The organism is Stenotrophomonas sp. S41, assembly GCF_016624625.1.
Taxonomy (GTDB): Bacteria; Pseudomonadota; Gammaproteobacteria; order Xanthomonadales; family Xanthomonadaceae; genus Stenotrophomonas.
Genome location: NZ_JACVTV010000004.1, coordinates 28,147 through 54,281, shown reverse-complemented (window position 1 = coordinate 54,281; position 26,135 = coordinate 28,147). Strand labels below are relative to the sequence as shown.

Below are 26,135 nucleotides of genomic sequence, written 5' to 3'. Positions count from 1 at the left end.
TCATGCTCGGTATCACCGCCCTGTGGCTGGGGCGGCAGGCTGGAAGGGCCGTAGCGTGGTGCTGGCGGAGGTGCGCTCATGGCTGAGGCACAGCGAGAGCGTGTGATGCACCGGGAGATCGGAATGGATCTCGCAGAGCGTGTCATCCTCGACCTGCTGGAAGGCGGATGGTCGCGCCAGTCCTTGCGGAAGCACGAGGTGGCCGGGGCGACCCCGTGCGGAACTGCCTTCTTTCTGCTGCGGGATGGCGGGATTGCCCTCGCCTACTTTCCCGTCACGGACTTTTCTGACGTGAACGGCCGTGGCCTATGCTTCTCGATCCGCGAGTTCTACCCGCCGATCCACAAGTCTGCGCACGGCAACGTTGAGAGCTTGGCGCCTTTCGCGGTGGGGGATCAGGTTCTCTCGATGGACCGCCGTCTGTATGGCTCATGGCACTACGAAGATGAGGTGCGGGCCAGCGAGTGGAACCTTCTGGTTCCCGTTTTTACGGTCGTCGCCGTGCGGCCGCGTTCCGGGCACCACACACAGTTCGGCGGCAGGGACTATTACCAGCTCAGGATCAAAGACCGCGTGGGCGGTGGTGGTGGCTTTCGCGACCTTGTTCCCATCGCGGGCAGGCCGTGGCAGATGCGTGGCGAGGGAGACTGTCTGATCCGCGTAAGACCCGCCCGCTTGGCCGTCGCCGCCCCTCCTCCGGCGCTACCCGGCCAACTGGACCTGTTCGCATGAACCTCTCATCTTCCCTGGGCATTGGTGCGGCCGCCTTCTCCGCAGATGCCGCCATGCCGCCAGTGCTCAAAGTTCGCAAGATGAAGCACGACCTCGCCAGTTACGGCCACCTGCGCACGGTGCTGGAGTTCTCCAAATGGGCACATGAGCAGTCACGCTTCCCGACCATCGACGCCGTATGCACCAGGTTCAACGTGCACCGATCAACCGCGTATCGATGGACCAATGCCCTCGCGGCTGCCTACGGGATAGACCCGCCGCCACGCTCAGGCCGGGAGGCTCGATGATCGGAGAAGTTCTCCAGTTTCAGGATCTACAGGAACTCTGTCGTCCTGGCGAACGACCGCGCCTGTCCACTGTGGAAGCATGGGCTCGCAAAGAAGGGATTCGATACAGGTATGACGGCAAAGGCGGCATCTGGACCACCGCCGCCGCGATGAACGCAGCACTCGGCCTGCAGCAGGCCTCAAACGACACTTACGGAAACGACGTCATCTGATGGCACCTCGACCGAGAAAGCACAATCCATCGATCCCGCCACACATTGATCAGGCGAAGATTCCCAAGGGAATGTACTGGGATGCGACCGGCCGTGGGCGATGGTACGTACTGGAGACATCGACGGGCATCGACGGACCCAGGAAGACTCGCCGTACAGTCGCCGGTCCCGATGCAAAGCTATCTGAGCTGCACAGCATCATGGAGACTGGCGAGAGCACTGGGACCGTGGAATGGGTATGCGTCCAGTACCACGACAGCGCCAAGTTCAAGGGTCTGGCCGCAGGCACCCGTGACGACTACGAGTCAGCGCGGAACGTGCTGATCAACTATCCCACCAATCTGGGCGTGCCATTCGGCAAGCTTCAGGTGGCAAAGCTGCGCAACCACAATTTCCAGCGCCTAGTCGACAAGATCGAATCGGCAGGAACGCCCACCAAAGCGAACAAGGTCCTGCGCTATTCGCGCCTGGTGTTCCGCTGGGCGCTAAATCGGGGCATCGTTGACCACAATCCCGCACAGGGGCTGGAGCAGGCGAAGGAGCGTAAGCGCCAGCGGCTCCCTACCGATGCAGCCTATGCGAAGTTGCTGGCATTCGCCCATGAGCGCTCCATGCGAACGTCCAGGACCGAGGGTTCGGTGCCGGCCTATCTGTGGATGATCATGGAGTTGGGTTACCTCTGCAGACTGCGCGGCATTGAAACGCTCACGCTGACCGAGGCGCAAGGGACGGCCGAGGGGTTGCACACGAATCGCCGGAAGCGCAGCCGCGACAACTTGGTGGAGTGGAGCCCGCGACTGCGCAACGCGTGGGATGCCGCGATCAGCCGCCGTGAGGCCATCATCGAGCGCCACAACCTTCCGGTGCAAATGCGGGCCGACCAGCGACACCTATTCCTTGCAGAGCATGGCGAACCGCTGCAGAAGACCAGCCTGGACAGCACCTGGCAGCGCTTCATCCATCTTGCAATTGCAGTCGGCGTCATCACGTCAGAGGAGCGCTTCAGCCTGCACGACCTCAAGCGCAAGGGCGGCACCGATACAGCTGGCAATCGCGCGGATCGTCAAGACGCGCTTGGCGTTACTGACGCGATGATGAAGGTCTACGACAAAAGTGTACCCAGAGTAAGACCATCACGAACGGACTAGCCGCAGCGTCTAGAAGCTAACCCTGCTCCCATCGTTTCGAGCAAGCTTGAACTTTCATCGAATTCAGCGTCAGACGCGAGCCACTGCCGGTGCGCCAATCTGCGCGAGGCGGGACGAGGATTCCGAAAACTGAATGCTTAACAGGTCACTTTAACTCATCTGGTCGCCAAGGACAGTCAGAAAATTCTGATAGCGATCAGTTCGAGTGGCAAGTAGCATCCCCAATTCAAACAGGGGGGCACATGGAAAGCCAAAATCAGCTCGAACGCCTTAGGGAAGTGATATCGGAAAATCTGCGCGCGCAATCAGGCACGAAGACCGAATATATATCCGTCGGAACCGCGATGCAGGATGCGAGACTCAAGCAAAATCACGCAATTTTTGCCAGGCGCGGCTGTGGAAAGACACTTCTACTCCATAATTCATCTCGCACACTTCAGGACGGCATGGCTTCCGTCTATCTTAACTGCGAGGATTTTAAGAAGCACTCTTTTCCAAATGTCTTAATTGAGATCCTCACTTCAATTTTTCGAGAACTTAAGAAAAATGTCTTCCCTTGGTTTGGAAAATCAGGCAAGGCCAGGAAAGAGATCAATTCAATTCTGACTAGACTCGATGAGCTACGTGTTGCAGCAGACGTGCATGACGCTGAAATTAAAAAGCGGCGCGTCCACGAAAATGAGTTTGGCGCTGGGGGTGGAGTAACCACCCCTGCGGGTAAAGTGAACGCATCTGGCAAATCAAGCGTATTGGAGGAGGAAGAGAGCTCCTTCAAGATCCACGAGGAAAAGCTTCAGGAGCTTGATCGGTGGCTACCTGATCTTAAGAGATCCGTCCGAGATGTTTTTGACGCCTCCAAGAAAATTTCAACCCTGCTTATCCAGATTGATGATCTATATCATCTGCGACGTACAGACCAGGCATTCGTGGTGGATTACATTCATCGCCTGTGCAAGGACCTACCGCTTTTCTTTAAAATTGCGACATTGAGGCATGCATCTACTCTGTACGTTGATCGTGGTTCTCAGCCCATAGGCGCTCAAGAGCGACACGACTACCAACCTATAAACATCGACTACACATTTGATGATTTCTCCAAAACCGTGGTGCAAAATCGGGCAATCCTAGATCAATTTGGCAAAAGAGCTGGAATGACTGTTGCCGAGATTGGAGATCTGTTCAAGGGCCAAGGCTTTGCGCGACTAGTCATGGCGGGAGGTGGCGTGCCGCGAGACGTGCTTTCATTATTCCTAGAGCTGCTTAACGATGTCGTTGTAGAGAACAAGGGCAAGATCGGAAAAGATGAAGTACGCCTCGTATCACGCGGAAACTTCGAGCACAAAATCCAGGAATTGAAACAGGATAGCCAGGAGGATCAACAGGACGAGTTGATCAGGGGCATCTATGTCATTAGGAAGTTCTGCCTTACCCGCAAGAGCAATATCTTCTTAGTAGAAGAGCGCGAGCTACAGCAGCATGATAATTGGCGCCGCCTTCTTTATCGCCTGCTTGATTACCGGATTATCCACAGCTGCGCCACGGCTTTGACTCACAAATCCGCTGACGGCAATTACCGTGCTTTCGCCGTCGACCTTGGATGCTACGCTCACATGCGAGTCCTGCAGAATCGGCTAACCGAAATTGACGTGGCGGAAAAAACAGCGAAAGACTTAATGCGCTCCGCCCCAATTCTTCACCTTACGTCTTTTGAGGATGAGATCAACTCCGCACCAAGCAACGCAGAGCATATGCTTGTTGAGCCAGAGGAATAGACTAATTGCCGAGGGCGGGGCTTCTTACTTGGCCCCGCCTAGTTTCAGCGCCACTTTTCTTGTAGACCATGGCGAGCCCTATCAGAACACGCGCCCGGATACCACCTAGCGACGCTCAACACAGCTCGCAATTGCGTCCGGGGTGATTGTGGCGGCGGAACGCTCCAGCCTGCTCGACCTCCAGCGAAAGGGCGGAACCCACACGGTGGGCAACCGTGCCCAGCGCCAAGACGCGCTGGGCGTTACCGACGCTATGATGAAGGTCTATTGCAAGAGCGTACCAAAGGTGCGCCAGGAAGAGCCGATCAAACTCGGATGGTTCTAACCGTCATGCCGTTGGCGAAGGATGGCGGGCTCGCCACCATTGGCTTAGTCAGTTTCTCAGCAGTTACGAACTCGACTGCACCTGCATCATGAGCTGCGCTAAGGTGCAATGCATCGACAAGTTCCAAACCAGGGCAATTGATGCGCATTTCCAGTGCAGCTACCTGCTGGGCTTCATCGCACGCGACCTTCATGGCATGGCCGATATAAGCCTGAAAGAAAGCTACTTGCTCGTGTCGCTTGTTCCTAATGGGATTAGGAAGAATTTCGTGCTCTATTAGGGTCGAAAAGACGTATTCGACATCAGGACGATCTAGCTCTTGCAAGGCCCGCTGAGCGACATCCTCCTCGGAGGCGCTTGCCGCTAAGATAAGTACACAGGCGTCCACGTAGACGCGCTCGCGTGCGCTCATACTTCGCCTCGCTGCTCCCTAATCTCAGCAAGAAGAACAGCCGCAGGCCTTGCGCCACCAGACTTCAGAATCTGGGCTCGGAGCCCGGCCAAAGATCTGCCCAAGTCAGTTTTTGGAACAAAGGGACGCTTGGCAACGGCGGAGTACCTCAGGGTGGCGCTAGTCTCCAAACTCGCATGTCCGCGCCATGCCTGGTGCATAGGCACGGCTGATGCGTCAGCCGCATATCCAGTCAGGCCAGAGGACAGCGCGAGAAAGAGCGCGGGAGCCCTCAGGCCAGACGTTGTCCTGCTACTCGCATCAGCAGTGTAGCTTCCGTTCATACTCAATACTCCGGATGCAGAGAGGCTAAGGTCTCAGCGGTGATCAGATCGAAGAACACTTCTTTGCTAATTCGGTGAAGTTGATCCAAATGCTCACCAGCACTCGACCAAAAATTTGGAGGCATCTCCATCAGGGTATCGGTGTCGACGACCAATCCCGAACGACCATCAACGGTAGATGCAGGCGACGCGATGCTGTTGACGACACGAATGCCTTCGATGCTTCGCACGGTCCTGATTTCGACCGCCTCAAATTTTTCGGTCCCGCCAAGTGCGAGGGACGCGTTGAGCTGATGAAACGCGCCGGCGTGGATCAGATCCGTGTACCTGACCGAAACCCTTGAAACATCGCCGATCAAAGCCTTGCTCTTAGCCAGTTCAAAGACACTCAGTGCGGCAGCACGAAACGTGGTCCAGCCTGGATATGGATCAGGCATCGCAACGGCCAACACTCTAGGGCCAATTGAGACGTACATTTCGCCAGCTTTGAGCCTGATGTGAGCCTGATCAGCAAGCTCGCCAATTTCGATCATCGGGGGCAGCTGACCAGGGAACAGACGGTTGACCTCATCGATGGTTCCTAGCTTCTCCATGAGAAGACCAGGCAGCAAACCAACAATGTCAAGCAAGGACTTCTCGAAGCGGATCTCACAGATCGCATCAACGATCGGCTCTGCCCCCAACCGTCTTGGCAGTACCTTGTCCACGCCACCCTCCCATTCTTAATGGAGGGCAGCATACTCAATAGGGCGTCAAAAGTGCGGAATTTTAGTCCCTTCCGCCGTAGATATTACGGAAGGAATTACGGAGCTGACGAAAAAAGCGCCACAAGGGCGCTTTAAGTTATTGATTGCACTGGTGGGCCGTGATGGATTCGAACCATCGACCAAAAGATTAAAAGTCTTCTGCTCTACCGACTGAGCTAACGGCCCGTGCATGCCCTGCCTTTCGGCGGGGTCGGCATTTTAACCTAATTTGATGGCGGGGTGGGAGGGCAAAAGCGTGCGAACCAACGGTTCGCACCCACCAGGGGAGCAGTTCGCACCCACCAAGAGCCGGTTCGCACCCACCACAGCACACCGGTAGCGCCGGGCCATGCCCGGCGGAGGGCGTGCGAACCAACGGTTCGCACCCACCGAGGGGCGGTTACGCGTACAGCGTCGGGTCGGCTACGCCGGCATCGGCGAAGCCCTGCGCGCGCAGGCGGCAGGCGTCGCAGTGGCCGCAGGCGGCGCCGTTGGCGTCGGCGTTGTAGCAGGAGACGGTCAGGCCGAAATCCACGCCCAGGCGCACGCCTTCGCTGACGATCTGTGCCTTGCTGAGGAACTGCAGCGGTGCGTGCACGGTGATGCCCGCCCCTTCCACGCCCGACTTGGTGGCCAGGTTGGCCAGGGCCTGGAAGGCGGCGATGAACTCGGGGCGGCAATCCGGGTAGCCCGAATAGTCCACCGCGTTGACGCCGCAGAAGATGTCGTTGGCGCCGAGTACTTCAGCCCAGCCCAGGGCCAGCGACAGCATGATGGTGTTGCGCGCCGGCACGTAGGTGACCGGGATGCCCTCGCCGCCCGCTTCGGGCACATCGATGTCATCGGTCAGGGCCGAGCCGCCGATGCTGCGCAGGTCGACGTCCACGGTCTTGTGGGCGATCACGCCCTGGGCCTTGGCCACGCGCACGGCGGCGTCCAGCTCGGAGGTGTGGCGCTGGCCATAGCGCACGCTCAGGGCATGCACGGCGAAGCCCTGTTCCTGGGCCATGGCGATGACGGCGGCTGAATCCATGCCGCCGGAGAGAAGCACGACTGCCTTCTTCATGGGTAAAACATCCGGTTGGGAGGGGAAAGCCAGCACGCTGTCCCGCGCCGGAACTACATCAGGGCACCACGCCCGGGCTCATCGGCCCGGCTCGTCGTTCCACAGAATCTTGTGCAGCTGCATCTGGAAGCGCACCGGCAGCCGGTCCTCGACGATCCAGTCGGCCAGCTGGCGCGCGGTGATCTCGCCCTTGCTGGGCGAGAAGAACACGGTGCAGCGCTTCACCAGGTCGTGCTCGGCGAGCATGCCCTTGGCCCAGTCGTAATCTTCGCGGCTGCAGATGACGAACTTGATCTGGTCGCGGGCGGTCAGCAGCGGCAGGTTCTCCAGGCGGTTGCGCGCGGCTTCGGCCGAGCCCGGGGTCTTGATGTCGACCACGCGCGACACGCGCGGGTCGACCGCGCTGACGTCCAGCGCGCCGGAGGTTTCCAGCGAGACGTCCATGCCGGCATCGCAGAGCTTCTGCAGCAGCACCAGGCAGCGCTTCTGCGCCAGCGGCTCGCCGCCGGTCACGCAGACATGGCGCACGCCCTGGGCCAGCACCTCGGCCACGATGTCGTCGATATCCCACCAGGTGCCGCCGTGGAAGGCGTAGGCCGTGTCGCAGTAGTTGCAGCGCAGCGGGCAGCCGGTCAGGCGCACGAACACGGTCGGCCAGCCGGCGGTATCGGCCTCACCCTGCAGCGAGGTGAAGATCTCGGTGATCTTCAGCCGGGGCAGCGGCGACTGCACGATTTCGCTGGGGGTAGCGACGGCGGCGGACGGGGAAACGGCGGTCATGGCGGGCAATTCTTCATGGGGCGGGCGGCCGGATCAGCAGGCGCCGGAAACGAAAGCAGCCGAGCATGGGCTCGGCTCTACAGGTTACGTATTGTACGCCGGGTCAGCGGATCAGCGGATCTGCTTGCCCAGGCGGATCGACTGCAGGCGGTCCTGCGCGGTGCGCGCGGCGTCCGAGCCCGGGTACTGCGCCACGACGGTTTCCAGGGTCTGCTGGGCCTGGTCGACCTTGCCTTCGCCATACAGCGAGAGGCCAACCTTGAGCAGGCCGCCGGAGGCCTTGTCGTGGGTGGGATAACGCGAGATCAGTTCGCGGAACTGGGTCTCGGCCATCGGGAAATTGCGGGTGGCGTAATAGCTCTCACCCAGCCAATACAGCGCATTGGGGGTGTAGACGCCGTTCGGGTACAGCTCCAGGAAGCTCAGGAACAGCTGTGCCGAATCGTCGTACTTGCCAGCCTTGAGGGCATCGAAGGCGACGTTGTACGAGGTGCGCTCGTCACCGGTCGCCGCGAGGCTGCCCGGGTCGCCATGCACCGAAGGCGGCCGCTCGGAAGTGGCCGCTGCAGTGGGCTGCGCCGGGGCCGCGGGGGCCGTCGACGAGGTGGCCGGAACAGGCGGCAGGGCCGGCGCTGCATTGCCCCCTTCCAACCGGTTCAGGCGGCTGTCCAGATCCAGGTACTGGTCCTGGGCGGACTGCTTGAGCTGGGCGTTTTCGTGCTGGATCTGCTCGAGGGTCGACTGCAGGCTGGTGACCTGCTGCCGCAGCTGATTGATCTGGTTCAACAGGTCCTGGTTGGCACTGTTGTTGTACATCTGCTGCTCGAGGGAACCGACACGATCGGCCAGGCTCTGCCGTTGTGCATGCGCCGGTGCGGCAGCCACGAGGGCTGCCGCAACGACCAGCATCAGTTTGATGCCAATGCGCATGGATTACTGCGCGGTGTAGACGATTTCGACGCGACGGTTCTGCGACCAGCAGGACTCGTTCGACTCGGTGCAGACCGGACGCTCTTCACCGTAGGACACGACGGTCAGCTGCGAAGCCGAGCCACCGTTGGCCTGCAGGGCCGAGTTGACGCCGTTGCCACGACGCTCGCCCAGGGCCTGGTTGTAAGCGCGCGAACCGCGCTCGTCGGTGTGGCCCTGCAGGGTGATGCGCGAGGACGGACGGTCACGCAGGTACTTGGCGTGGCAAGCCATGATGGCCTGGAATTCCGGCTTCACTTCTTCCTTGTCCAGGTCGAAGTAGACAACGCGCTGGCGCAGGCAAGCGTCGGTGTCCAGGTCACCCGGGCCGTACAGGCCGGAGGTGGCCGGAGCGGTCGGAGCGGTGGTCGAACCGGTGTCGACCGGAGCCGCCGGCTCTTCCTTCACCTTCTTCGAGCAACCGGCCAGGACGGCCACAGACAGCAGGGAAACAAGCAGAACGCGGGTGGACTTGTTCATGGCAATACCTTTGTGGCTCCTAGGCCGATGAGGGGTCAATACAGCGAAAATATTAACACTCTTTTAGCGCTGGGTACGGTATGGCGACCAAGACGGTTCGCGCACGTCACCATCGGCCAGAACCAGGCGCTGGCGGACGCGCCCATCGGCCGACACGGCATACAGCACACCACGGCCCCCTTCGCGTGCGGCGTACAGCACCATGCTCGCGTTCGGGGCGAAGCTCGGCGACTCGTCCAGCGAGCCGACCGACAGGGTGTTCCAGCGCGGGGAGCCCAGCGAGCTGTCCATCACCGCGATCTTGTAGCTGTTGCCCGAGCCCTGTGCCACGGCGATCTTCTTGCCGTCATAGGACACCGAAGGCTTGGCGTTGTAGTTGCCCTGGAAGGTCACGCGCTCGGCACTGCCGCCGCCTGCGCCCACCTTGTAGACCTGCGGACGGCCGCCGCGGTCGGAGGTGAAGTACACCGCGCTGCCGTCCGGGGCCCAGGTCGGCTCGGTGTCGATGGCGAAGTGGTTGGTCAGCTGGGTCAGCTGCTTGCTGCCCAGGTCCATCACGTAGATCTCCGGGTTGCCCGAACGCGACAGGGTCAGGGCCAGCTTGCGGCCGTCCGGCGAGAAGGCCGGGGCGCTGTTGATGCCGCGGAAGCTGGTGACCAGCTCACGGGCGCCGGTGGAGATGTTCTGGATGTAGATGGCCGAGTTGCCACGCTCGAAGCTGACGTAGGCGAGCTTGCCGCCATCCGGGCTCCACGACGGCGACAGCAGCGGCTCGGCCGAGCGGACGATGGTCTGCGGGTTGTAGCCATCCGAGTCGGCGACCATCAGCGCGTAGCGCATGGCATCGCCCTTGCCGCTGGCGGTGACATAGGCGATGCGGGTCCAGAAGGCACCGCGCACACCGGTGATCTTCTCGTAGATGGCATCGGCCATCTGGTGGGCCACGTCGCGCATGGCGTTGCCGCGTGCGGTCATGGCCAGGCCCAGCAGGCGCTCGCCCTTGGGCACGTCGAACAGTTCGTACTCGACGCGGTAGGCGCCGGCACCGGCGTCGATGACGCGGCCGACGACGATGTAGTTCTGCTTCAGTGCGCGCCAGGTCGGGAACTGGATCTCGCCGCCACGGGTCGGCTTTTCCACGATCTGCGCTTCGGGCAGCGTGCGGAACTGGCCCGAACGCTCCAGGTCGGCGCGGACGACGCCGGCCACATCGGTCTGCGGGGCGCCCGCCGAACCCTGGTAGGGCATCGGCACGATGGTAATCGGCAGCGCGGAGGCATTGCCGCCGATGATTTCAAGGTCAAGGCTCCTCTGCTGCGCGAAGGCAGCGAAGGGCAGCAACAGGGCCGCAAACACGGCAAGCCAGCGAGGCATCTTCTTCATGGAGCGCTCAGTAGGGGGAAACCGGTACGAGGGATAGCAAACGGCGGGTGAACCGCTTCGCAATCATGAACCAAGGGTACGTGAATTCCGGGTCAGTGCCAGGGTGCGCTCTCACGCACCGTTAACTTCAGCACCCCGCCGCGTAACGCGGACGGGGCTGTCCGAAGCGCCGCGATCAGTCCTGCGGCGTAAATGTCAGGTTGAGCGTACGCGCGAACACCGATTCAAAACCGCGATACGGCAGCGGCTGCGCATTGAGCACCGCGGCCTCGATCGAGCGCTTGCCGGCCTCGTCGTAGGGGCAGTTGGCGCCCACCTTGGCCTGCAGCACCTGGCCACCCGGAATCTGGGTGATGGTGATCTGGCAGCGCTGGCCGATCGGCACGCTGTCCGGACGCGTCCACGAGCCACGGATCTTGTTCACCAGCGCCGCAGCGTACTTCGCCGAAAGATCATCGCTGGTACCGCCACCGCCGTTGGCCGGCTGGGCCGCACCGGTGCTGCCGGCCGGGGTCGCGCCTGTGGCGTTGCGGGCGGCGGCCACCTGGCGAAGCTTCTGCTCGGCCAGCTTGGCTTCCTTCTCGGCCTGCTCGCGTCTGGCCCGGAGGTCAGCGATCTTCTTCTGCTTCTCGGCCTCGGCCTTTTCAGCCGCGACCTTCTGCTGGTCAGCGATCTTCTTCTTGGCGTCCTCTTCCTGCTGCTTGGCCAGGCGGGCCTTCTGCTCGGCTTCTTCCTGGCGCTTGCGTTCGGTCAGGTCGATCTGTTCCTGGCGGCGCTTGGCTTCCTGCTCCTGTTTGGCCTTCTCCTGCGAGATGGCCAGGGCGTTGGCGGCTTCCTGATCCTTGGTATCCGGCTGCGCCACGCGCTCCTGCGCCTGTTGCTGCTGCGGCGTGGGCGCGTCCTGCGGGCGCGGCTCCTCGATCGGCTGCGGCGGCGGGATGGTGTCTTCCGGCACGGGCACCGGCTCGGCGACCGGTTCGGGCAGGTCTTCCAGCTTTTCCGACTGGCGCAGGGCCTGGCGTGCGGCGGCGGCCTCGGAGGAGGACAGCGCCAGGCTGGCCTCTACCGACGGGTCACCGGCGGCGGCTTCGGTGTTGCGCTCCGGCGACCACAGCCAGGCCACGATGAAGACAAGCGCGACCAGCACGTGCACCAGCACGGCCAGCGCCAGGGGCAGGCCCCAGCCCGGTTCCTGCTTGTGCGGCGGTGGCAGGGTGTCAGCGTGCATCGGTGGCCAGGCCTACCTTGTCGATCTTGGCGCGCTTGATGACATCCATCGCGTCGACGACCTTTTCATAGGCCACGGCACGGTCGGCGGCGACGATCACGCGCACATCCTTGTCCTGTGCGGCGATGCCGGACAGGCGGCCCAGCAGCTCCTCGGCGCTGACCGCGGTCGGCTCCTTGGCGTCGGGCAGCTTCAGGCTCAGCTGGCCGTCCTGGCGGACCGAGACGACCACCGGGTCCTGCTTGCTTTCCAGCGCCTTGGCGTTGGACTGCGGCAGATCGACATCGAAGCTCAGGGTAAGCAGCGGCGCGGTGACCATGAAGATGATCAACAGCACCAGCATGACGTCGATGTAGGGAACGACGTTGATTTCCGATTTCAGCTTGCGGCGCTTGCGGCGACCGATGGCAGCGGACATGGCTTGGACTCCCGGGTCAGTCGCTTACTCGTCGCCAGCGCTCTGGCGCTGCAGGATGGAGCTGAACTCTTCGGCGAAGGTTTCGAACCGCACCGACATGCGTTCCACGCGGGTGGTGAAGCGGTTGTAGGCCCACACCGCCGGGATCGCCACGAACAGGCCGATGGCGGTGGCGAACAGCGCTTCGGAGATACCCGGGGCGACGGCGGCGATGCCGGCCTGGGCACCGCTGCTGATCATGTCGTGCATGGTCACCATGATGCCGAACACGGTACCGACCAGGCCCACGTACGGGGCGGTGGAGCCGATGTTGGCCAGCAGTTCGAGGTTGCGCTCGAGCTGGTCCACTTCACGGGTGTAGGTGGTGCGCATGGCGCGCTGGGCACCTTCCAGCTGCGCGCGGCCGTCCAGGCGGCGCTTGTCGCGCAGGCGGCTGTATTCGCGGAAACCGGCTTCGAAGATGGCTTCCAGGCCGCCGACATTGCGGCTGCGGTCGGTGGCCGAGCTGTACAGCTTGCCCAGGTCGGCGCCGGACCAGAAACGGTTCTCGAACTCGTCGGCTTCGCGGGTGGCCTGCTTGAACACGCGGGCCTTGCGGAAAATGATCACCCAGCTGACGAACGAGCCGATCAGCAGCAGCAGCACGATGAGCTTCACCGGCAGGCTGGCCTTGGCCATCAGTTCGAGGTAGTTGATGCCGCCGCCGGTGGTGGCCTGGGCAAGGGTCTGGGTCGCGGCGTTGCTGACATCGGCCGGCAGTGCCTCGGTGACCGTGGCCTGCAGGGCCAGGAGCGTTGCGATCATCCGTTGTTCCTCAAAGTTCGGATTCGGGGTGGAGGTGGGTTTGCAGCGCGGCAAGGACGGGTTCGTCCATGCCACGCGGGCGGAAACTGGCCGCGTCCAGTGCGGCGATGCGGACCTGGGCCGACAGCAGAAGCTCGCCGTCGCGCTCGACCCGCTGGTCGAAGACCATGCTGGCCTTCTTCAGCTGGACCAGGGTGGCGCTCACCTGCAGGGCGTCATCCAGCCGGGCCGGCTTGATGAAGTCCATCTGCATCGAACGCACCGCGAACACCATGCCGTGCTCGCTGCGCATGCGCTCCTGGCCGTAGCCCAGCGCGCGCATCCATTCGGTCCGGGCCCGTTCCATGAAGGCCACGTAGCGGGCGTGGTAGACCACCCCGCCAGCGTCCGTATCTTCCCAGTAAATGCGTGTCGGCCAACTGAATCGGGGCTCAACCGACATCGGGAACCTCCGCAAACAGGTCCTGCGGCGGGTTCTTCGGCTTCAATCCCATGTGCCGGTAGGCCTTGTGGGTGGCCATGCGGCCGCGCGCGGTGCGCACCAGGAAGCCCTGCTGGATCAGGTAGGGTTCGACCACGTCCTCCAGGGTGCCGCGCTCTTCGGACAGGGCCGCGGCCAGCGACTCGATGCCCACCGGGCCGCCGTCGAAGTAGTCGACCATGGTCTTCAGCAGGCGCCGGTCGAGCTCGTCGAAGCCTTCCGGGTCGACCTTGAGCATCTTCATGGCGGCCTGGGCGACGGCTTCGTCGATGTGGCCACCGGCCTTGACCTGGGCGTAGTCGCGCACGCGGCGCAGCAGGCGGTTGGCGATACGCGGGGTACCACGCGCGCGGCGGGCGATCTCCCCTGCCCCGTCGGCCGTGCAGTCGATGGCCAGGATGGCCGCCGAACGGCGCACGATGCGGGTCAGTTCCTCGACGCTGTAGAACTCCAGCCGCTGCACGATGCCGAAGCGGTCGCGCAGCGGCGCGGTCAGCAGGCCGGCGCGGGTGGTGGCGCCGATCAGGGTGAACGGCGGCAGGTCGATCTTGATCGATCGGGCCGCGGGGCCTTCGCCGATCATGATGTCGATCTGGAAATCTTCCATCGCCGGGTACAGCACTTCCTCGACCACCGGCGACAGGCGGTGGATTTCGTCGATGAAGAGCACGTCGTGCGGCTGCAGGTTGGTCAGCAGCGCGGCGAGGTCACCGGCCTTCTCGATGACCGGGCCGGAGGTCACCCGCAGCGCCACGCCCAGTTCGTTGGCGATGACATGGCTGAGGGTGGTCTTGCCGAGGCCGGGCGGGCCGAAGATCAGCACGTGGTCGAGCGCGTCGCCACGGGCCTTGGCCGCTTCGATGTAGATTTCCAGCTGCTCGCGCACCGGCGCCTGGCCGAGGTAATCGGCCAGTCGCTTGGGTCGGATGCTGGCGTCGGCGGCGTCATCCTCGCGGGTGGCGCCGGCGCCGATGATGCGATCGTCGGTCATGTGCTGATTATGCGGCAAAAGTACGGGTTTCGGCCGGGCTGCGCCCGGCACCCGCAGAGGCAACGGCAACGGCAACATCCAGAGCAACAGCCGAAACAGAAGCGGGCTTCCTGGGGAATGGCGGGGTGGGTCCGGTTACGGGGGACGCTGCAAGTACGTCCATGTAAGCTCGGTCGCCGCATCCATGCGGCTCACGCCCCCGCAACCGGACCCACCCCGCCTTCGACAGTTTGCTGCGAACTGCTGGCCTGCTGCTTTGGTGGGTGCCGACCGTTGGTCGGCACGGGGTCGGATCCGTTTTCCAACGGAAAACGGCTCTGACCCCACTCCCGGACGCGCGAAACATGGGGTCAGAGCCTTTTTCCTGCGGAAAAAGGATCCGACCCCGCGCGGTCAGATCTCGACCTGGGCACCCAGTTCTACCAGGCGATTGCCCGGGATGCGGAAGAAGCCCGTCGCCGGGGCGGCGTTGCGGTGCATCAGCGCGAACAGCTTGTCTCGCCAGATCGGCATGCCGCGGTTGGCGGTGGCAACGATGGTTTCGCGGCTGGCGAAGAACGTGGTGTCCATCGGGTCGAAATAGATGCCGCCGTGGTCGCACGAGCGCATCAGCGCCAGCGGCACGTCCGGGGTCTCCATGAAACCAAAGCGGACGTAGACCCGGTAGAACTCGTCGCCCACCGATTCGATCTTCAGCCGCTGCCCTTCCATCGCATACGGAATGGGCAGGGTTTCCACGTGCAGGAACACGTTGCGCTCGTGCAGCACCTTGTTGTGCTTGAGGTTGTGCATCAGCGCATGCGGGGCCACGGTCGGGTCGGCGGTGAGGAACACCGCGGTGCCAGGCACGCGCACCGGCGGCGCCAGCATCAGGCCCGGCAGGAAGGTGTCGATGCGGATGCCGTCCTTGCGGATCTCATCGCGCAGCAGCTCGCGGCCACGGCGCCAGGTGCGCATCATGGTGAACAGGAAAATGCCCAGCACCACCGGGAACCACGCGCCCTGCAGCAGCTTGGCGCCGTTGGCGATGACGAAGCCGAGGTCGATGATGAAGAACACCACGCACAGCGGCAGGATCCAGTTGCGTGCCTTCGGCCACAGCGAGCGGGCCACCAGGGCCAGCAGCAGGGTGTCGATGAGCATGGTGGCCGACACCGAGATGCCGTAGGCCACGGCCAGGTTGGACGAGCTGCGGAACGCCAGCACCAGGCCGATGACCATCACCGCGATGCCCCAGTTGATGCCGGGGATGTAGATCTGGCCGATGGTGTCGTGCGAGGTGTGCTTGATGCGCATGCGCGGGATGTAGCCCAGCTGCATCGCCTGGCGCGACACCGAGAACGCACCGGTGATGACCGACTGCGAGGCGATGACCGCGGCCATGGTGGCCAGGATGATCATCGGGTACAGCGCCCAGTCCGGCACGGCCTCGAAGAACGGGTTCTTCACCGCCTCCGGATGGTTGAGCACCAGCGCGCCCTGCCCCAGGTAGTTCAGCACCAGGCATGGCAGCACGAAGAAATACCACGCATGACGGATGGGCTTGGCGCCGAAGTGGCCCATGTCGGCGTACAGCGCTTCGCCACCGGTCACCGCCAGTACCACCGCGCCGAGGATGAAGATGCCGTGCCAGCTGTGGTCCATGAAGAAGCGGATGGCCCACCACGGGTTGAAGGCCTTCAGCACTTCCGGTGAATCGACGATGTTGTAGATGCCGATGGCGGCCAGCGAAATGAACCAGATCGAGGTGATCGGCCCGAACAGCTTGCCGATCTTCTCGGTACCAAAGCGCTGCACCGCGAACACAGCCAGCAGCACCACGACCGTGATGGGCACGATGAAGGCATGCAGGCCCGGGGCCGCCACCTCCAGGCCTTCCACCGCGCCGAGCACGGAAATCGCCGGGGTGATCACACCATCGCCGAAGAACAGCGAGGCACCGAAGATACCGAGGATGCCGACCACGTACGCCGAGCGCGACCCGTTGCGCAGGGTGCGCTGGGTCAGCGCCATCAGCGCCATGATGCCGCCCTCGCCGTCATTGTCGGCGCGCATGATGATGGTCACGTACTTCAGGGTGACCACGATGTTGAGCGCCCAGAACGCCAGCGACAGCACGCCCAGCACGGTGTCGTGGTCGCTGTTGAGCCCGTAGTGCGGCGAGAACGCCTCTTTCAGGGTGTACAGCGGGCTGGTACCGATATCGCCGAAGACCACGCCGATCGCACCGATGATCAGCGCCAATCCCCCGGCCGGGGGGGCGTGACCATGGCCGCCGGGGGCGGCTGCGTGCGGGGTTTGACTGCTGGACATGGGACTCCTGGCGAAGCTCAGGCGATGGGGGAATGGGAAAAGACCAGCGCGCGCTTCAGCGCAGCGCCGACTGCAGGGCCTTGCGGATGACGGTGGCCACTTCGTCGCCTTCATTGAAGGCTTCGCGGGCCATTCGCGCCGCTTCGGTCGGCTTGTAGCCCAGCTGCTGCAGGGCCACGGTGGCGTCGGACAGCGGATCGGCCGGGGCCGGGCCACTGCCGGTGGGCAGGGCGCCGCCGGCACCGAACTGGGCGGCGCGGTCACGCAGCTCCAGCACCATGCGCTCGGCGGTCTTCTTGCCGATGCCCGGGATGCGGGTCAGCGCGGTGATGTCACCGGCCTGGACCATGCGCGCGAACTCCTCGACGGTGACGCCGGACAGCACGGCCAGCGCGATCTTCGCGCCGATGCCGCTGACCTTCTGCACATCGCGGAACAGCCTGCGCTCACCCTCGCGCAGGAAGCCGTACAGCGAGACGCTGTCTTCCTTCTGCGAGTAATGGGTGTACAGGGTGACCTCGCGGCCGAGTTCGGGCAGGTCGTAGAAGGTGCTCATCGGCGCCTCCAGTTCGTAGCCCACCCCGTTCACGTCCACCACCAGCCACGGCGGTGCCTTGTAGGCGACGATGCCGCGCAGTCGACCGATCATTGCGTGCAGCTCCTCATTTGCGGCCCCAGGCCTGGCGGGCACTGAGCCCCAGGCGGTTGGCCGTCGCCCTTACGTGGGCATGGGTGATTGCCACCGCCAACGCGTCGGCCGCGTCGGCCTGCAGCTTGGTTTTCAGGTTGAGCATGAGCCCGACCATGTGTTGAACCTGTTGCTTTTCGGCGCCACCGCGGCCGACCACGGCCAGCTTGATCTCGCTGGCGGCGTATTCGTGCACCGGCAGGTCGCGCAGGACCACCGCCGAGATCGCCGCGCCACGGGCCTGGCCCAGCTTCAGAGCCGAATCGGGGTTGCGCGCCATGAAGACCTTTTCAATGGCCACTTCGTCCGGCTGGTACGTCTGGCACAGATCGGCCAGGCCCAGCACCAGCAGCTTCATGCGCTGGGGGAAATCGTCGGCGCCCAGCAGCACCAGCGGTTGGTGGTGCACGTGGCTGACCTTGCCGGCGGCGTCGACATCAATGATGCCGACCCCGGTCCGCTGGGAACCGGGGTCGATGCCGAGGATGCGGGTCATGCGGCACTCCTGGCCGGGTGGAACGGGAAACGCTGGCAGGCGTATGGGCTCATGACTGTCCGCGGTGACCGTTCAACGGCCCGCGCCCAGACCGTCTGGGACGGCTCAGGCGTAGGCGTCGGCGCCGAGTTCGGCGTTGGAGTACACGTCCTGCACGTCGTCCAGGTCTTCCAGCATGTCCAGCAGCTTCTTGACCTGCAGGGCGACGTCGCCCTCGACCTTGATGTCGTTGTCCGCGCGGAAGGTGATCTCGGCGTGGTCGGCAACATGGCCGGCCGCGGCCATTCCATCCTTGACCGCGTTGAACGCGTCCGGGCTGGTGACCACGTCGATCGCACCGTCTTCGGGGTAGACCACGATGTCGTCGGCGCCGGCCTCGATGGCCGCTTCGGTGATCGCTTCTTCATCGGCACCGGCGGCGAAATGCAGCACGCCCAGGCGCTTGAACATGAAGGCGACCGAGCCTTCGGTGCCCATGTTGCCGCCGCACTTGCTGAACGCGTGGCGGACATCGGCCACGGTACGCACGCGGTTGTCGGTCAGGCAGTCGACGATGACGGCGACGCCGCCCGGGGCGTAGCCCTCGTAGCGGATTTCCTCGTAATCGACGCCTTCCAGTTCACCGGTGGCCTTCTTGATGGCGCGCTCGATCACGTCCTTGGACATGTTCACGCTCAGACCCTTGTCCATGGCCACGCGCAGGCGCGGGTTGTTGTTGGGGTCGCCTCCACCGCCGCGCGCGGCAACGCCGATCTCGCGGATGATCTTGGTGAAAATCTTGCCGCGCTTCGCGTCAGACGCGTTTTTGCGGTTTTCGATCGAGGGACCTCTTCCCATGGGTGTTACCGTCTGGCTGCTTCAGGATCAAGGCGCGGATTCTACCTGATCGGCGGCGGCAACCGTGTCTAGGGCGGGCTGATGCCGCCGGGAACGATGCCCCACGGTAGCGCCGGGCCATGCCCGGCGAAAGGCGTGCGAACCAACGGTTCGCACCCACCAGTGCAGGTCGGTCGCACCCACCAACCTACGCGGCCGCGGCGTCGCGGCTGTGGTCGAACTGGCCGTGGCGCAGGAAATGCGCGGTCTGCCGCGCGGCATCGGGCGATACCACCAGGCCGCTGTGGCTGGTGCGCACCACGCAGTGGTCGGCCAGGCCCGGGAGCTGGGTCTCGGCCAGGGCCACGGTGCCGTCGGATACGTCATCCAGCGCCCCCAGCAGGCTGCCCAGCCCGTGCGGCACCGAGCCGGCGATCAGGCCGACCTTCGCCCTGCCCTGCCAGTCCGGCAGGCCATCGAGAAGCAGTTCGCTGCTGCGCCCCAGGGCCAGGCCCCAGCCATGGTCGGACAGCGAGCGCGCCGTGCCGCTGCCGCGCAGCGGCGAGCCCAGGCAGACCACGCGCTGCACGTCCAGCTGCGGCTGGCGGCGCAGGGCCTCCAGCGCCAGCAGGCCGCCCAGGCTGTGGCCGACCAGCGACAGCGGGCCGGCGTCGGCCAGCCGCTCCAGCAGCTGCGGCACGGCCACATCGGGGCCACCGAAGATGGAGGGGTAACCGAAGGTATGCACCTGGAAACCACGGGCGCGCAGGCGCCAGGCCAGTGGCCCGACCCAGGCGCGGGCATTCCAGATGCCGTGCAGCAGCAGTACGGGGGGAGTCATGCGTTACAGCCTGGCGTTCGGCGGGGCGGGACGTACGGTGATTGAACAGAATCGACCGGCAAGCGCCGGTGAACATCTCACGCCGGGCGCGGAGCCCGGCGCAGGATGAATTCCAGGTCGTTGGTTTCGCCGACCGGGAAGAGGTATTCGCCGGCTTTCTCGAAGCCGTAGCGGGCATAGAAGCGCTGGGCGCCGAAGTTTTCCGACCACACCCCCAGCCACAGGGTGCGCGGGCCGTCCTGCTCCAGCCAGGCCAGTGCGGTTTCCAGCAGGCGGCTGCCCCAGCCGCAACTCTGCTGGGTCTTGATCAGGTACAGGCGCTTGAGCTCACCGTCACCGGGCTTCACGTCCGGGTGCGGCAGCCCGCAGGGGCCGGCGGCGGCATGGCCGACCGCCTCCCCGTCCAGCTCCAGCAGCCACACCGCGTAATCGGGGTGGGCCAGGATGGTGCGCTGCCGTTCCACCGTATAGGACTCCTCGAGGAAGTCCTGCAGGTGCTGCGGCGGGTACAGATGGCCGAAGGTCTCGGTGAACGTGCCGGCAGCCAGCGCCGACAGGGTCGGCGCGTCGTCCACGGTGGCGCGGCGGATGGAATACATGGGTCGAGTGGACGCCAGGGCGACGGTCGGGGTCAAGCCCGTTCCGACGACTCGGTTTCGTCCTCTTCTTCCTCGTCCTCTTCCTCGTATTCCTCTTCGTCCTCGTCCTCGCCTTCTTCTTCCTCGTCCTCGTCGAACTCTTCCTCTTCGTCGTCCTCGTAATCCTCGACGCCGAAGTCTTCACCGTCCCAGCGGCCTTCGCCGTCGGCGACGAAGGTCAGGGCCATCGCCGCCGGGTTGGTACCGACGCGGACCAGCCAACCACCGAAGACACGTGCACGCTCGGTGACCAGGTTGGCCTCGGAGCCTTCATTGCCCAGCTTTTCCCACTCCAGCGAAAACGCAAACTCGGTCATTGCCTGGATCTCCTGATCAGTTGGTCTTGGGGCGAACCTGGATGTGCACTTCGGCCAGCTGCGTATCGACGATCGGCGACGGCGCATCGGTCATCAGGTCCTGCGCACCGGTGGTCTTCGGGAACGGGATGACGTCGCGGATCGACTCGGTGCCGGCCATCAGCGCGGCGATGCGGTCGATGCCGAAGGCGATGCCGCCGTGCGGCGGCGCGCCGTAGTTCAGCGCGTCGAGCAGGAAGCCGAACTTGGCACGGGCCTCTTCGGCGCCGATGCCCAGCAGTTCGAACACCGCGCTCTGCATGTCCGGGCGGTGGATACGGATCGAGCCGCCGCCGATTTCATTGCCGTTGAGCACCATGTCGTAGCCGCGCGACACGGCGGTACGGGCGTTGGCGCGCAGGTCGGCGATGTCGTCCACGGCCGGTGCGGTGAAGGGGTGATGCAGGGCGACGTAGCGCTGGTCTTCGTCGTCCCATTCGAACATCGGGAAGTCGGTGACCCACAGCGGGGCCCAGCCGTCGGCGACCAGGCCGAAGTCCTTGCCGGCCTTCAGGCGCAGGGCGCCCATGAAGTCGGACACCTTGTTGTAGCCACCGGCACCGAAGAACACGATGTCGCCGTTGCCGGCGCCAACGTGGGCGACCAGGGCGGCGAACGATGCCTCGCTGAAGAACTTCTGGATCGGCGAGCTGACTTCGCCGTTGTCGGCGATCTTGATGTAGGCCAGGCCCTTGGCGCCGTACTTGGCGGCGTGCGCGGCGTATTCGTCGATCTGCTTGCGCGACAGGGTGGCGCCGCCCGGGATGCGCAGCGCGGCCACGCGGCCTTCGGCGTCATTGGCCGGGCCGGTGAACACGGCGAACTCGCTGTCCTTGACCAGTTCGGCCACGTCCACCAGTTCCAGCGCGATGCGCAGGTCCGGCTTGTCCGAACCGTAGCGACGCATCGCCTCTGCCCAGGTCATGCGCGGGAAGGTGGCGGCCAGCTCGACGTCGACCACTTCCTTGAAGATGGCGCGGATCATCGACTCGACGAAGTCCTGCACGTCCTGTTCGCGGACGAAGGCGAATTCCATGTCCAGCTGGGTGAATTCCAGCTGGCGGTCGGCACGCAGGGCCTCATCGCGGAAGCAGCGCGCGATCTGGTAGTAACGGTCGAAGCCGGCCACCATCAGGATCTGCTTGAACAGCTGCGGGCTCTGCGGCAGGGCGTAGAACTCGCCCGGGTGCATGCGCGCCGGCACCAGGAAGTCGCGGGCGCCTTCCGGGGTGGCCTTGGTCAGGATCGGGGTTTCGATGTCCTGGAAGCCGCGCTCGTCCAGGTGGCGGCGCAGGGCCTGCACCAGCTTGATGCGGGTGCGCTGCATGCGCTGCATTTCCGGGCGGCGCAGGTCCAGGTAGCGGTACTTCAGGCGGGTGTCTTCGCCCGGGTTCTCGTGCGCGTGGAACGGCAGCGGGGCGGCCTTGTTCAGCACGGTGATGGCGGTGGCGATCACTTCCACCTTGCCGGTGGCCATCTTGTCGTTCACCGCGTGGCGGGCGCGCACCACGCCTTCGACCTGCAGCACGTCCTCGTAGCCCAGCGAGGCAGCCACGGCAAACACTTCGGCGTTGTCGACCTCGACGGTCACCTGCACGATGCCTTCATGATCGCGGAGATCGATGAAGCAGACGCCGCCCTGGTTACGGGCCACGTCGGTCCAGCCGGCGAGGGTGACAGTCTGGCCAATCAGGGTCTCATCGACCAGGCCGCAGAAGTGGGTACGCATGGGGGGAAAGCTCCGCTGGAGAACGCCGGCGCCCGACGGGGACCGGAAAGCCCCGTATTCTGCGGCCGAGGCCCCGGCCGGGGCAAATGCGGACAGTCACACGGGCTTTATCCGCCCCGTCCTTATAGTCGCGCACCACACACCGTATGGGGATTCGCCATGAAACCGCTGTCCCTGGCCAGCCTGGCCCTGACCTTGTCCGTGGGCGGCCTTGCCGGCCTCGCCCTGCCCGTCGCCCCCGCCGCTGCGCAGAACGGCGTCGTCCGCTGCGAGAGCCAGAACAACCGCGAGCGGGTCTGCAACACCGGCTGGCGCAGCGCGCAGATGGTGCGCCAGCTGTCCGGCTCATCCTGCGTGGAGGGCCGCACCTGGGGCAGCCGCAACGGCAGCATCTGGGTCACCAATGGCTGCCGGGCCGAGTTCGTCGAGGGCCGCGGCGGCTGGGGCGGTGGCAATGGCGGCAACTGGGGCGGCGGCAGCGGCGGCACCATCCGCTGCGAGAGCCAGGACAGCCGCGAGCGCACCTGCCCGACCAACTGGCGCGGCGCGACCCTGGTCCGGCAGATTTCCGGCTCGGCCTGCGTCGAGGGCCAGACCTGGGGCGTGCGGCGCGGCAGCATCTGGGTCAACCGCGGCTGCCGCGGCGAGTTCGCCGAATCGCGTGGCGGCTGGGGCGGTGGGAATGGCGGCAACTGGGGCGGCGGCAACAGCAACTACTCCATCACCTGCAGCAGCAACAACAATCGCACCCAGAACTGCGACTGGGATGAGCGCCAGGGCCGCCCGGTGCTGCAGCAGCAGCTGTCCGGCAGCGCCTGCCAGGAAGGCCGCAGCTGGGGCTATTCGCGTGGGCAGGTGTGGGTGAGCAACGGCTGCCGGGCGCGCTTCGGGACCCGTTGAGCGGTAGCGCCGGGCCATGCCCGGCGAGCGCAGCAGCGCGGTCAAGCACAGAAAAGCCGCCGGGCATGGCCCGGCGCTACCGGATAGAGCGGTCAGGGCGCCGGCGGGGGCTGGTCGCCCCACGGGGCCGGCGGCAGCGGCACCGGCGTGCTGAGGTCGAATTCGACGCGGAAGCGGCGCCCCTCCGGCCGGGTCAGCTCATAGACGAAGCGCTGGTCCGGTTCGATCTCCATCGCCCAGGTGTTGTGGGTCGAGGCCAGCATGTCGGCGCGGCGGAACATCGCCACCGATTCGCCATCGGCCGGGAACTGCTGGCGCTCGGCGGTGCCCGGCGGCTTGCTGTTGCCGCCATACAGGGTGATCCCATCCGGGCTGCCATCGGCATGGCGGTGGTCGTGCTTGAGCTTCAGCCCGTTCTCGGTGCGGGTGACGATCCAGGTCCGCGAATGGTCATCGCCGACATGGAACGGGATGCGCAGTTCGTGTCCCGGGTCGGCGCAGCCACGCACATGCATCACCAGGCGCTTGCCGGCGAAGGGATCCTCGCCGGTCGGTGCCGGGGTGTCTTCCACCACCTTGCCGGCATAGGCCTGCCCGCAGTGGGCGGCAATGGCCGCCATGAACGCATCGGCCGGGGCCGTGGACAGGTCGTGGTTGATCGCAGGCGGCTGCTGCGAACAGGCGGCCAGGCTGCACAGCGCGGCAACGGAAAGCAGAGGGGCACGTACATTCATGCCCCAACCCTAACGGCCATGCCCGGCAGGCGCAAACCGCAGCGCCCTCCTGCGGGGGTCTCAGGCAATCATCGCGTCGGCCAGCGCACCGACCCGCGCCAGCACCGCCGCGCGCTGGTCATCGTCCACCGAAGCCCCCTGCAGATACGCCGTCACCACCCACGGCGTACCGCCGGCACGCGGCCACAGCACGGCGATGTCGTTGCGGGTGTCCTCGCCATTGCTGCCGGTCTTGTCACCCACCCGCCAGCGCTTGCCCACGCCGGCGCGCAGGCAGGCATCGCCGGTCTGGTTGTCGATCAGCCAGTCGGCGAGCTGCAGCCGGGATTTTTCCGACAGACCATCCCCTACTGTGAAGCGGGCCAGGCTGGCCGCCATCGCCGCGGGGCTGGTGGTGTCGCGCGGATCGCCCTTGGCGAACCGGTTCATGTCTGGCTCGTAGCGGTCGTTGCGGGTGACCGTGTCGCCCTGCGCGCGCAGGAAGGCGGTCAGCGCCGGCGGGCCGCCACTCACGCCCAGCAGCAGGTTGGCAGCGGTGTTGTCGCTGGTGGTCAGCGTACCGCGGCACAGGTCGCGCACGCTCAGGTCCTTGCCGACGTGGCGGCGAGCCACCGGGGCGTAGGACAGCAGGTCTTTTTCGGCGATCGGCACGCGGGTGTCCAGCGAGATGCGTCCGGCGTCGGCCAGGCTCAGCACGTGGGCCACCAGCATCGATTTGAACGTGCTGCACATCGGGAAGCGCTCGTCCTGGCGATGCCCGCCGATGCGACGGCCGCTGCCGGTGTCGAGCACGGTCACGCCCAGGCGACCACCACTGGCTTTTTCCAGCGCGGCGAAATCGGCGGCGCTCGCAATCGCGGCAGGGGCGCCGGGGCTACCGGGCGCGGGGCCAGCGGCCCGCGCCAATGCGGGTGCAAGCAGGGAGGATGCGAGGGCGGCACCACTGAACTGCAGGAATCGACGGCGGGCGTGCATGGGCGGGCTCCGGTGAACGAGACCCGATTATTGGGAGGCTGCTACCGCTACCACCAGCGGGAATTTTCAGGGACAGGCATGAATTTCATTCATGCCTGTCGCTATAAAACCCGCGCCATGGCGAAGGTGTGACCGGTCGCGCTAGGATCAGCCATCACCCCGCCTCACCCCTGGCCATGCTGCACCCTACCCTGCCGCTCAACGCCCTGCGCGCCTTCGAGGCCGCCGCCCGGCACCAGAACTTCACCCGCGCAGCCCTGGAGCTGTGCGTCAGCCAGGCCGCGCTCAGCCACCAGATCCGCGGGCTGGAAGACCGGCTGGGCATCCGCCTGTTCCACCGCCTGCCCCGCGGGGTGGCCCTGACCGACGAGGGCGCGGCGCTGTTCCCAGTGCTCAATGAGTCCTTCGAACGCATCTCGGCCAGCATCGCCCGCTACACCGGCGGCCCGGCGCGCGAAGTGCTGACCCTGGGCGTGGTCGGCACCTTCGCCACCGGCTGGCTGCTGCCGCGGCTGGCGGCCTTTGAAGCGGCGCACCCGGATATCGAGCTGCGCCTGCAGACCCATAACAACCGCATCGACCTGGCTGGCGAAGGCCTCGACCTGGCGATCCGCTTCGGCGACGGCGATTGGCAGGGCCAGGCCTGCACGGCGATCCTCGATGCGCCGTTCGCGCCGTTGTGCGCACCGGCGCTGGCGAGACGGCTGAAGCAGCCGCGCGACCTGGGAACGGTGCCGCTGCTGCGTTCGTACCGCAGCGATGAGTGGCCGCGCTGGCTGCAGACGGCCGGGGTGAGCGGCGTTGAAGCGCGCGGGCCGGTGTTCGATTCGTCGCTGACCGTGGCGATGGCCGCAGCCGGCGGCGCCGGCGTCGCCCTGCTGCCGCTGCGCATGTTCGAGCAGGAACTGGCCGAAGGCCGCCTGCTGCAGCCGTTCACGACCACGCTGGAACTGGGCCGCTACTGGCTGACGCGGCTGCGCTCACGCGCCGAACGCGAACCGGCCCGCCGCTTCCGCGAGTGGCTGCAGGCGCAGGGCGGGTAACCTCGCCGGGCATGGCCCGGCGCTACCTTCATCGGCGGCAATGGTAGCG

General features: G+C 64.9%; 29 protein-coding genes and 1 tRNA gene. 7 read left to right on the top strand and 23 right to left on the bottom strand.

The window, feature by feature from the left end:
• Positions 1 to 78 precede the first annotated feature (78 nt).
• From IAE56_RS01815 to IAE56_RS01795, 5 genes are all read left to right on the top strand, one after another.
• Positions 79 to 732 (top strand): hypothetical protein, encoded by a 654-nt coding sequence (locus IAE56_RS01815; RefSeq protein ID WP_200751236.1) that lies wholly within the window; start codon positions 79 to 81, stop codon positions 730 to 732.
• Positions 729 to 1,019: a hypothetical protein gene (locus IAE56_RS01810; RefSeq protein ID WP_197585589.1), complete on the top strand. Its 291-nt coding sequence runs from the start codon at positions 729 to 731 to the stop codon at positions 1,017 to 1,019. The genes IAE56_RS01815 and IAE56_RS01810 overlap by 4 nt, the downstream gene beginning before the upstream one ends.
• Positions 1,016 to 1,231, top strand: coding sequence for a hypothetical protein (locus IAE56_RS01805; RefSeq protein ID WP_099819101.1), 216 nt, complete (start codon positions 1,016 to 1,018; stop codon positions 1,229 to 1,231). The genes IAE56_RS01810 and IAE56_RS01805 overlap by 4 nt, the downstream gene beginning before the upstream one ends.
• Positions 1,231 to 2,379, top strand: a complete 1,149-nt coding sequence (locus IAE56_RS01800) for an integrase (RefSeq protein ID WP_200751235.1) — start codon at positions 1,231 to 1,233, stop codon at positions 2,377 to 2,379. Before IAE56_RS01805 ends, IAE56_RS01800 begins: the two co-directional genes overlap by 1 nt.
• 242 nt (positions 2,380 to 2,621) lie before the next feature.
• Positions 2,622 to 4,151, top strand: a complete 1,530-nt coding sequence (locus tag IAE56_RS01795; protein ID WP_200751234.1) for a hypothetical protein — start codon at positions 2,622 to 2,624, stop codon at positions 4,149 to 4,151.
• A 305-nt stretch (positions 4,152 to 4,456) separates the two neighbouring features.
• Here the strand turns inward: IAE56_RS01795 and IAE56_RS01790 are convergent, their stop codons facing one another.
• The 21 genes from IAE56_RS01790 to aspS form a co-directional block, all read right to left on the bottom strand.
• Positions 4,457 to 4,888, bottom strand: a complete 432-nt coding sequence (locus IAE56_RS01790; RefSeq protein ID WP_200751233.1) for a type II toxin-antitoxin system VapC family toxin — start codon at positions 4,886 to 4,888, stop codon at positions 4,457 to 4,459.
• 325 nt (positions 4,889 to 5,213) lie between these two features.
• Positions 5,214 to 5,918 carry a TIGR04255 family protein gene (locus tag IAE56_RS01785; protein WP_200751232.1) on the bottom strand — a complete coding sequence of 235 codons (705 nt, stop codon included), beginning with the start codon at positions 5,916 to 5,918 and terminating at the stop codon, positions 5,214 to 5,216.
• Positions 5,919 to 6,067: 149 nt separating this feature from the next.
• Positions 6,068 to 6,143 (bottom strand) — tRNA-Lys (locus IAE56_RS01780).
• Positions 6,144 to 6,357: 214 nt separating this feature from the next.
• Entirely contained in the window at positions 6,358 to 7,023 is a 666-nt protein-coding gene (gene queC, locus IAE56_RS01775) for a 7-cyano-7-deazaguanine synthase QueC (protein ID WP_108769721.1), read from the bottom strand.
• Positions 7,024 to 7,101: 78 nt separating this feature from the next.
• Positions 7,102 to 7,803, bottom strand: a complete 702-nt coding sequence (queE, locus tag IAE56_RS01770; RefSeq protein ID WP_108760530.1) for a 7-carboxy-7-deazaguanine synthase QueE — start codon at positions 7,801 to 7,803, stop codon at positions 7,102 to 7,104.
• 111 nt (positions 7,804 to 7,914) lie between these two features.
• Entirely contained in the window at positions 7,915 to 8,733 is an 819-nt protein-coding gene (gene ybgF / locus IAE56_RS01765; RefSeq protein ID WP_108769722.1) for a tol-pal system protein YbgF, read from the bottom strand.
• 3 nt (positions 8,734 to 8,736) lie between these two features.
• Positions 8,737 to 9,252: a peptidoglycan-associated lipoprotein Pal gene (pal, locus tag IAE56_RS01760; RefSeq protein WP_108769723.1), complete on the bottom strand. Its 516-nt coding sequence runs from the start codon at positions 9,250 to 9,252 to the stop codon at positions 8,737 to 8,739.
• A gap of 63 nt (positions 9,253 to 9,315) precedes the next feature.
• Positions 9,316 to 10,635: a Tol-Pal system beta propeller repeat protein TolB gene (gene tolB / locus IAE56_RS01755; protein WP_200751231.1), complete on the bottom strand. Its 1,320-nt coding sequence runs from the start codon at positions 10,633 to 10,635 to the stop codon at positions 9,316 to 9,318.
• Positions 10,636 to 10,810: 175 nt separating this feature from the next.
• Positions 10,811 to 11,863 (bottom strand): cell envelope integrity protein TolA, encoded by a 1,053-nt coding sequence (tolA, locus tag IAE56_RS01750; RefSeq protein ID WP_200751230.1) that lies wholly within the window; start codon positions 11,861 to 11,863, stop codon positions 10,811 to 10,813.
• On the bottom strand, positions 11,853 to 12,281 hold the full coding sequence (tolR, locus tag IAE56_RS01745; RefSeq protein ID WP_108769726.1) for a protein TolR: 429 nt from the start codon (positions 12,279 to 12,281) through the stop codon (positions 11,853 to 11,855). Before tolR ends, tolA begins: the two co-directional genes overlap by 11 nt.
• Before the next feature lie 24 nt (positions 12,282 to 12,305).
• Positions 12,306 to 13,085, bottom strand: a complete 780-nt coding sequence (gene tolQ, locus IAE56_RS01740) for a protein TolQ (RefSeq protein WP_200751229.1) — start codon at positions 13,083 to 13,085, stop codon at positions 12,306 to 12,308.
• 10 nt (positions 13,086 to 13,095) lie between these two features.
• Positions 13,096 to 13,527, bottom strand: a complete 432-nt coding sequence (gene ybgC / locus IAE56_RS01735) for a tol-pal system-associated acyl-CoA thioesterase (protein WP_200751228.1) — start codon at positions 13,525 to 13,527, stop codon at positions 13,096 to 13,098.
• Positions 13,517 to 14,557, bottom strand: a complete 1,041-nt coding sequence (gene ruvB / locus IAE56_RS01730) for a Holliday junction branch migration DNA helicase RuvB (RefSeq protein WP_075676470.1) — start codon at positions 14,555 to 14,557, stop codon at positions 13,517 to 13,519. The genes ybgC and ruvB overlap by 11 nt, the downstream gene beginning before the upstream one ends.
• Positions 14,558 to 14,950: 393 nt before the next feature.
• Positions 14,951 to 16,870: a potassium transporter Kup gene (locus tag IAE56_RS01725; RefSeq protein WP_234455822.1), complete on the bottom strand. Its 1,920-nt coding sequence runs from the start codon at positions 16,868 to 16,870 to the stop codon at positions 14,951 to 14,953.
• Positions 16,871 to 16,925: 55 nt separating this feature from the next.
• Complete coding sequence (ruvA, locus tag IAE56_RS01720) at positions 16,926 to 17,519, bottom strand: Holliday junction branch migration protein RuvA (protein WP_025874676.1); 594 nt, start codon at positions 17,517 to 17,519, stop codon at positions 16,926 to 16,928.
• A gap of 13 nt (positions 17,520 to 17,532) precedes the next feature.
• Complete coding sequence (gene ruvC / locus IAE56_RS01715) at positions 17,533 to 18,054, bottom strand: crossover junction endodeoxyribonuclease RuvC (RefSeq protein ID WP_108769729.1); 522 nt, start codon at positions 18,052 to 18,054, stop codon at positions 17,533 to 17,535.
• Positions 18,055 to 18,159: 105 nt separating this feature from the next.
• The gene (locus tag IAE56_RS01710) at positions 18,160 to 18,891 is read right to left on the bottom strand and encodes a YebC/PmpR family DNA-binding transcriptional regulator (protein ID WP_108769730.1); all 732 of its coding nucleotides are present in this window, start codon (positions 18,889 to 18,891) and stop codon (positions 18,160 to 18,162) included.
• Between the two features lie 187 nt (positions 18,892 to 19,078).
• Positions 19,079 to 19,711, bottom strand: a complete 633-nt coding sequence (locus IAE56_RS01705) for an alpha/beta fold hydrolase (RefSeq protein WP_108769731.1) — start codon at positions 19,709 to 19,711, stop codon at positions 19,079 to 19,081.
• Between the two features lie 77 nt (positions 19,712 to 19,788).
• Positions 19,789 to 20,310 (bottom strand): GNAT family N-acetyltransferase, encoded by a 522-nt coding sequence (locus tag IAE56_RS01700; RefSeq protein WP_200751227.1) that lies wholly within the window; start codon positions 20,308 to 20,310, stop codon positions 19,789 to 19,791.
• A gap of 32 nt (positions 20,311 to 20,342) precedes the next feature.
• Positions 20,343 to 20,666: a DNA primase gene (locus tag IAE56_RS01695; protein ID WP_164074485.1), complete on the bottom strand. Its 324-nt coding sequence runs from the start codon at positions 20,664 to 20,666 to the stop codon at positions 20,343 to 20,345.
• A 16-nt stretch (positions 20,667 to 20,682) separates the two neighbouring features.
• On the bottom strand, positions 20,683 to 22,434 hold the full coding sequence (gene aspS / locus IAE56_RS01690; RefSeq protein WP_079222905.1) for an aspartate--tRNA ligase: 1,752 nt from the start codon (positions 22,432 to 22,434) through the stop codon (positions 20,683 to 20,685).
• 159 nt (positions 22,435 to 22,593) lie between these two features.
• On the opposite strand from aspS, the gene IAE56_RS01685 reads away from it, so the two are divergent.
• Positions 22,594 to 23,334 (top strand): DUF3011 domain-containing protein, encoded by a 741-nt coding sequence (locus IAE56_RS01685; protein ID WP_200751226.1) that lies wholly within the window; start codon positions 22,594 to 22,596, stop codon positions 23,332 to 23,334.
• Positions 23,335 to 23,426: 92 nt separating this feature from the next.
• Here the strand turns inward: IAE56_RS01685 and IAE56_RS01680 are convergent, their stop codons facing one another.
• Positions 23,427 to 24,068, bottom strand: a complete 642-nt coding sequence (locus IAE56_RS01680) for a hypothetical protein (RefSeq protein WP_200751225.1) — start codon at positions 24,066 to 24,068, stop codon at positions 23,427 to 23,429.
• 60 nt (positions 24,069 to 24,128) lie between these two features.
• On the bottom strand, positions 24,129 to 25,043 hold the full coding sequence (gene blaL2 / locus IAE56_RS01675; RefSeq protein ID WP_200751224.1) for a L2 family extended-spectrum class A beta-lactamase: 915 nt from the start codon (positions 25,041 to 25,043) through the stop codon (positions 24,129 to 24,131).
• A 176-nt stretch (positions 25,044 to 25,219) separates the two neighbouring features.
• Between blaL2 and ampR the strand changes: the two genes are divergently transcribed.
• Positions 25,220 to 26,086, top strand: coding sequence for a LysR family transcriptional regulator AmpR (ampR, locus tag IAE56_RS01670; protein ID WP_200751223.1), 867 nt, complete (start codon positions 25,220 to 25,222; stop codon positions 26,084 to 26,086).
• Positions 26,087 to 26,135 lie beyond the last annotated feature (49 nt).

Excerpts from the sequence above, each read along its gene's own strand:
- IAE56_RS01815 (WP_200751236.1), top strand. The coding sequence starts at position 79 with ATGGCTGAGGCACAGCGAGAGCGTGTGATGCACCGGGAGATCGGAATG.
- IAE56_RS01810 (WP_197585589.1), top strand. The coding sequence starts at position 729 with ATGAACCTCTCATCTTCCCTGGGCATTGGTGCGGCCGCCTTCTCCGCA.
- IAE56_RS01805 (WP_099819101.1), top strand. The coding sequence starts at position 1,016 with ATGATCGGAGAAGTTCTCCAGTTTCAGGATCTACAGGAACTCTGTCGT.
- IAE56_RS01800 (WP_200751235.1), top strand. The coding sequence starts at position 1,231 with ATGGCACCTCGACCGAGAAAGCACAATCCATCGATCCCGCCACACATT.
- IAE56_RS01795 (WP_200751234.1), top strand. The coding sequence starts at position 2,622 with ATGGAAAGCCAAAATCAGCTCGAACGCCTTAGGGAAGTGATATCGGAA.
- IAE56_RS01790 (WP_200751233.1), bottom strand. The coding sequence starts at position 4,888 with ATGAGCGCACGCGAGCGCGTCTACGTGGACGCCTGTGTACTTATCTTA.
- queC (WP_108769721.1), bottom strand. The coding sequence starts at position 7,023 with ATGAAGAAGGCAGTCGTGCTTCTCTCCGGCGGCATGGATTCAGCCGCC.
- queE (WP_108760530.1), bottom strand. The coding sequence starts at position 7,803 with ATGACCGCCGTTTCCCCGTCCGCCGCCGTCGCTACCCCCAGCGAAATC.
- ybgF (WP_108769722.1), bottom strand. The coding sequence starts at position 8,733 with ATGCGCATTGGCATCAAACTGATGCTGGTCGTTGCGGCAGCCCTCGTG.
- pal (WP_108769723.1), bottom strand. The coding sequence starts at position 9,252 with ATGAACAAGTCCACCCGCGTTCTGCTTGTTTCCCTGCTGTCTGTGGCC.
- tolB (WP_200751231.1), bottom strand. The coding sequence starts at position 10,635 with ATGAAGAAGATGCCTCGCTGGCTTGCCGTGTTTGCGGCCCTGTTGCTG.
- tolA (WP_200751230.1), bottom strand. The coding sequence starts at position 11,863 with ATGCACGCTGACACCCTGCCACCGCCGCACAAGCAGGAACCGGGCTGG.
- tolR (WP_108769726.1), bottom strand. The coding sequence starts at position 12,281 with ATGTCCGCTGCCATCGGTCGCCGCAAGCGCCGCAAGCTGAAATCGGAA.
- tolQ (WP_200751229.1), bottom strand. The coding sequence starts at position 13,085 with ATGATCGCAACGCTCCTGGCCCTGCAGGCCACGGTCACCGAGGCACTG.
- ybgC (WP_200751228.1), bottom strand. The coding sequence starts at position 13,527 with ATGTCGGTTGAGCCCCGATTCAGTTGGCCGACACGCATTTACTGGGAA.
- ruvB (WP_075676470.1), bottom strand. The coding sequence starts at position 14,557 with ATGACCGACGATCGCATCATCGGCGCCGGCGCCACCCGCGAGGATGAC.
- IAE56_RS01725 (WP_234455822.1), bottom strand. The coding sequence starts at position 16,870 with ATGTCCAGCAGTCAAACCCCGCACGCAGCCGCCCCCGGCGGCCATGGT.
- ruvA (WP_025874676.1), bottom strand. The coding sequence starts at position 17,519 with ATGATCGGTCGACTGCGCGGCATCGTCGCCTACAAGGCACCGCCGTGG.
- ruvC (WP_108769729.1), bottom strand. The coding sequence starts at position 18,054 with ATGACCCGCATCCTCGGCATCGACCCCGGTTCCCAGCGGACCGGGGTC.
- IAE56_RS01710 (WP_108769730.1), bottom strand. The coding sequence starts at position 18,891 with ATGGGAAGAGGTCCCTCGATCGAAAACCGCAAAAACGCGTCTGACGCG.
- IAE56_RS01705 (WP_108769731.1), bottom strand. The coding sequence starts at position 19,711 with ATGACTCCCCCCGTACTGCTGCTGCACGGCATCTGGAATGCCCGCGCC.
- IAE56_RS01700 (WP_200751227.1), bottom strand. The coding sequence starts at position 20,310 with ATGTATTCCATCCGCCGCGCCACCGTGGACGACGCGCCGACCCTGTCG.
- IAE56_RS01695 (WP_164074485.1), bottom strand. The coding sequence starts at position 20,666 with ATGACCGAGTTTGCGTTTTCGCTGGAGTGGGAAAAGCTGGGCAATGAA.
- aspS (WP_079222905.1), bottom strand. The coding sequence starts at position 22,434 with ATGCGTACCCACTTCTGCGGCCTGGTCGATGAGACCCTGATTGGCCAG.
- IAE56_RS01685 (WP_200751226.1), top strand. The coding sequence starts at position 22,594 with ATGAAACCGCTGTCCCTGGCCAGCCTGGCCCTGACCTTGTCCGTGGGC.
- IAE56_RS01680 (WP_200751225.1), bottom strand. The coding sequence starts at position 24,068 with ATGAATGTACGTGCCCCTCTGCTTTCCGTTGCCGCGCTGTGCAGCCTG.
- blaL2 (WP_200751224.1), bottom strand. The coding sequence starts at position 25,043 with ATGCACGCCCGCCGTCGATTCCTGCAGTTCAGTGGTGCCGCCCTCGCA.
- ampR (WP_200751223.1), top strand. The coding sequence starts at position 25,220 with ATGCTGCACCCTACCCTGCCGCTCAACGCCCTGCGCGCCTTCGAGGCC.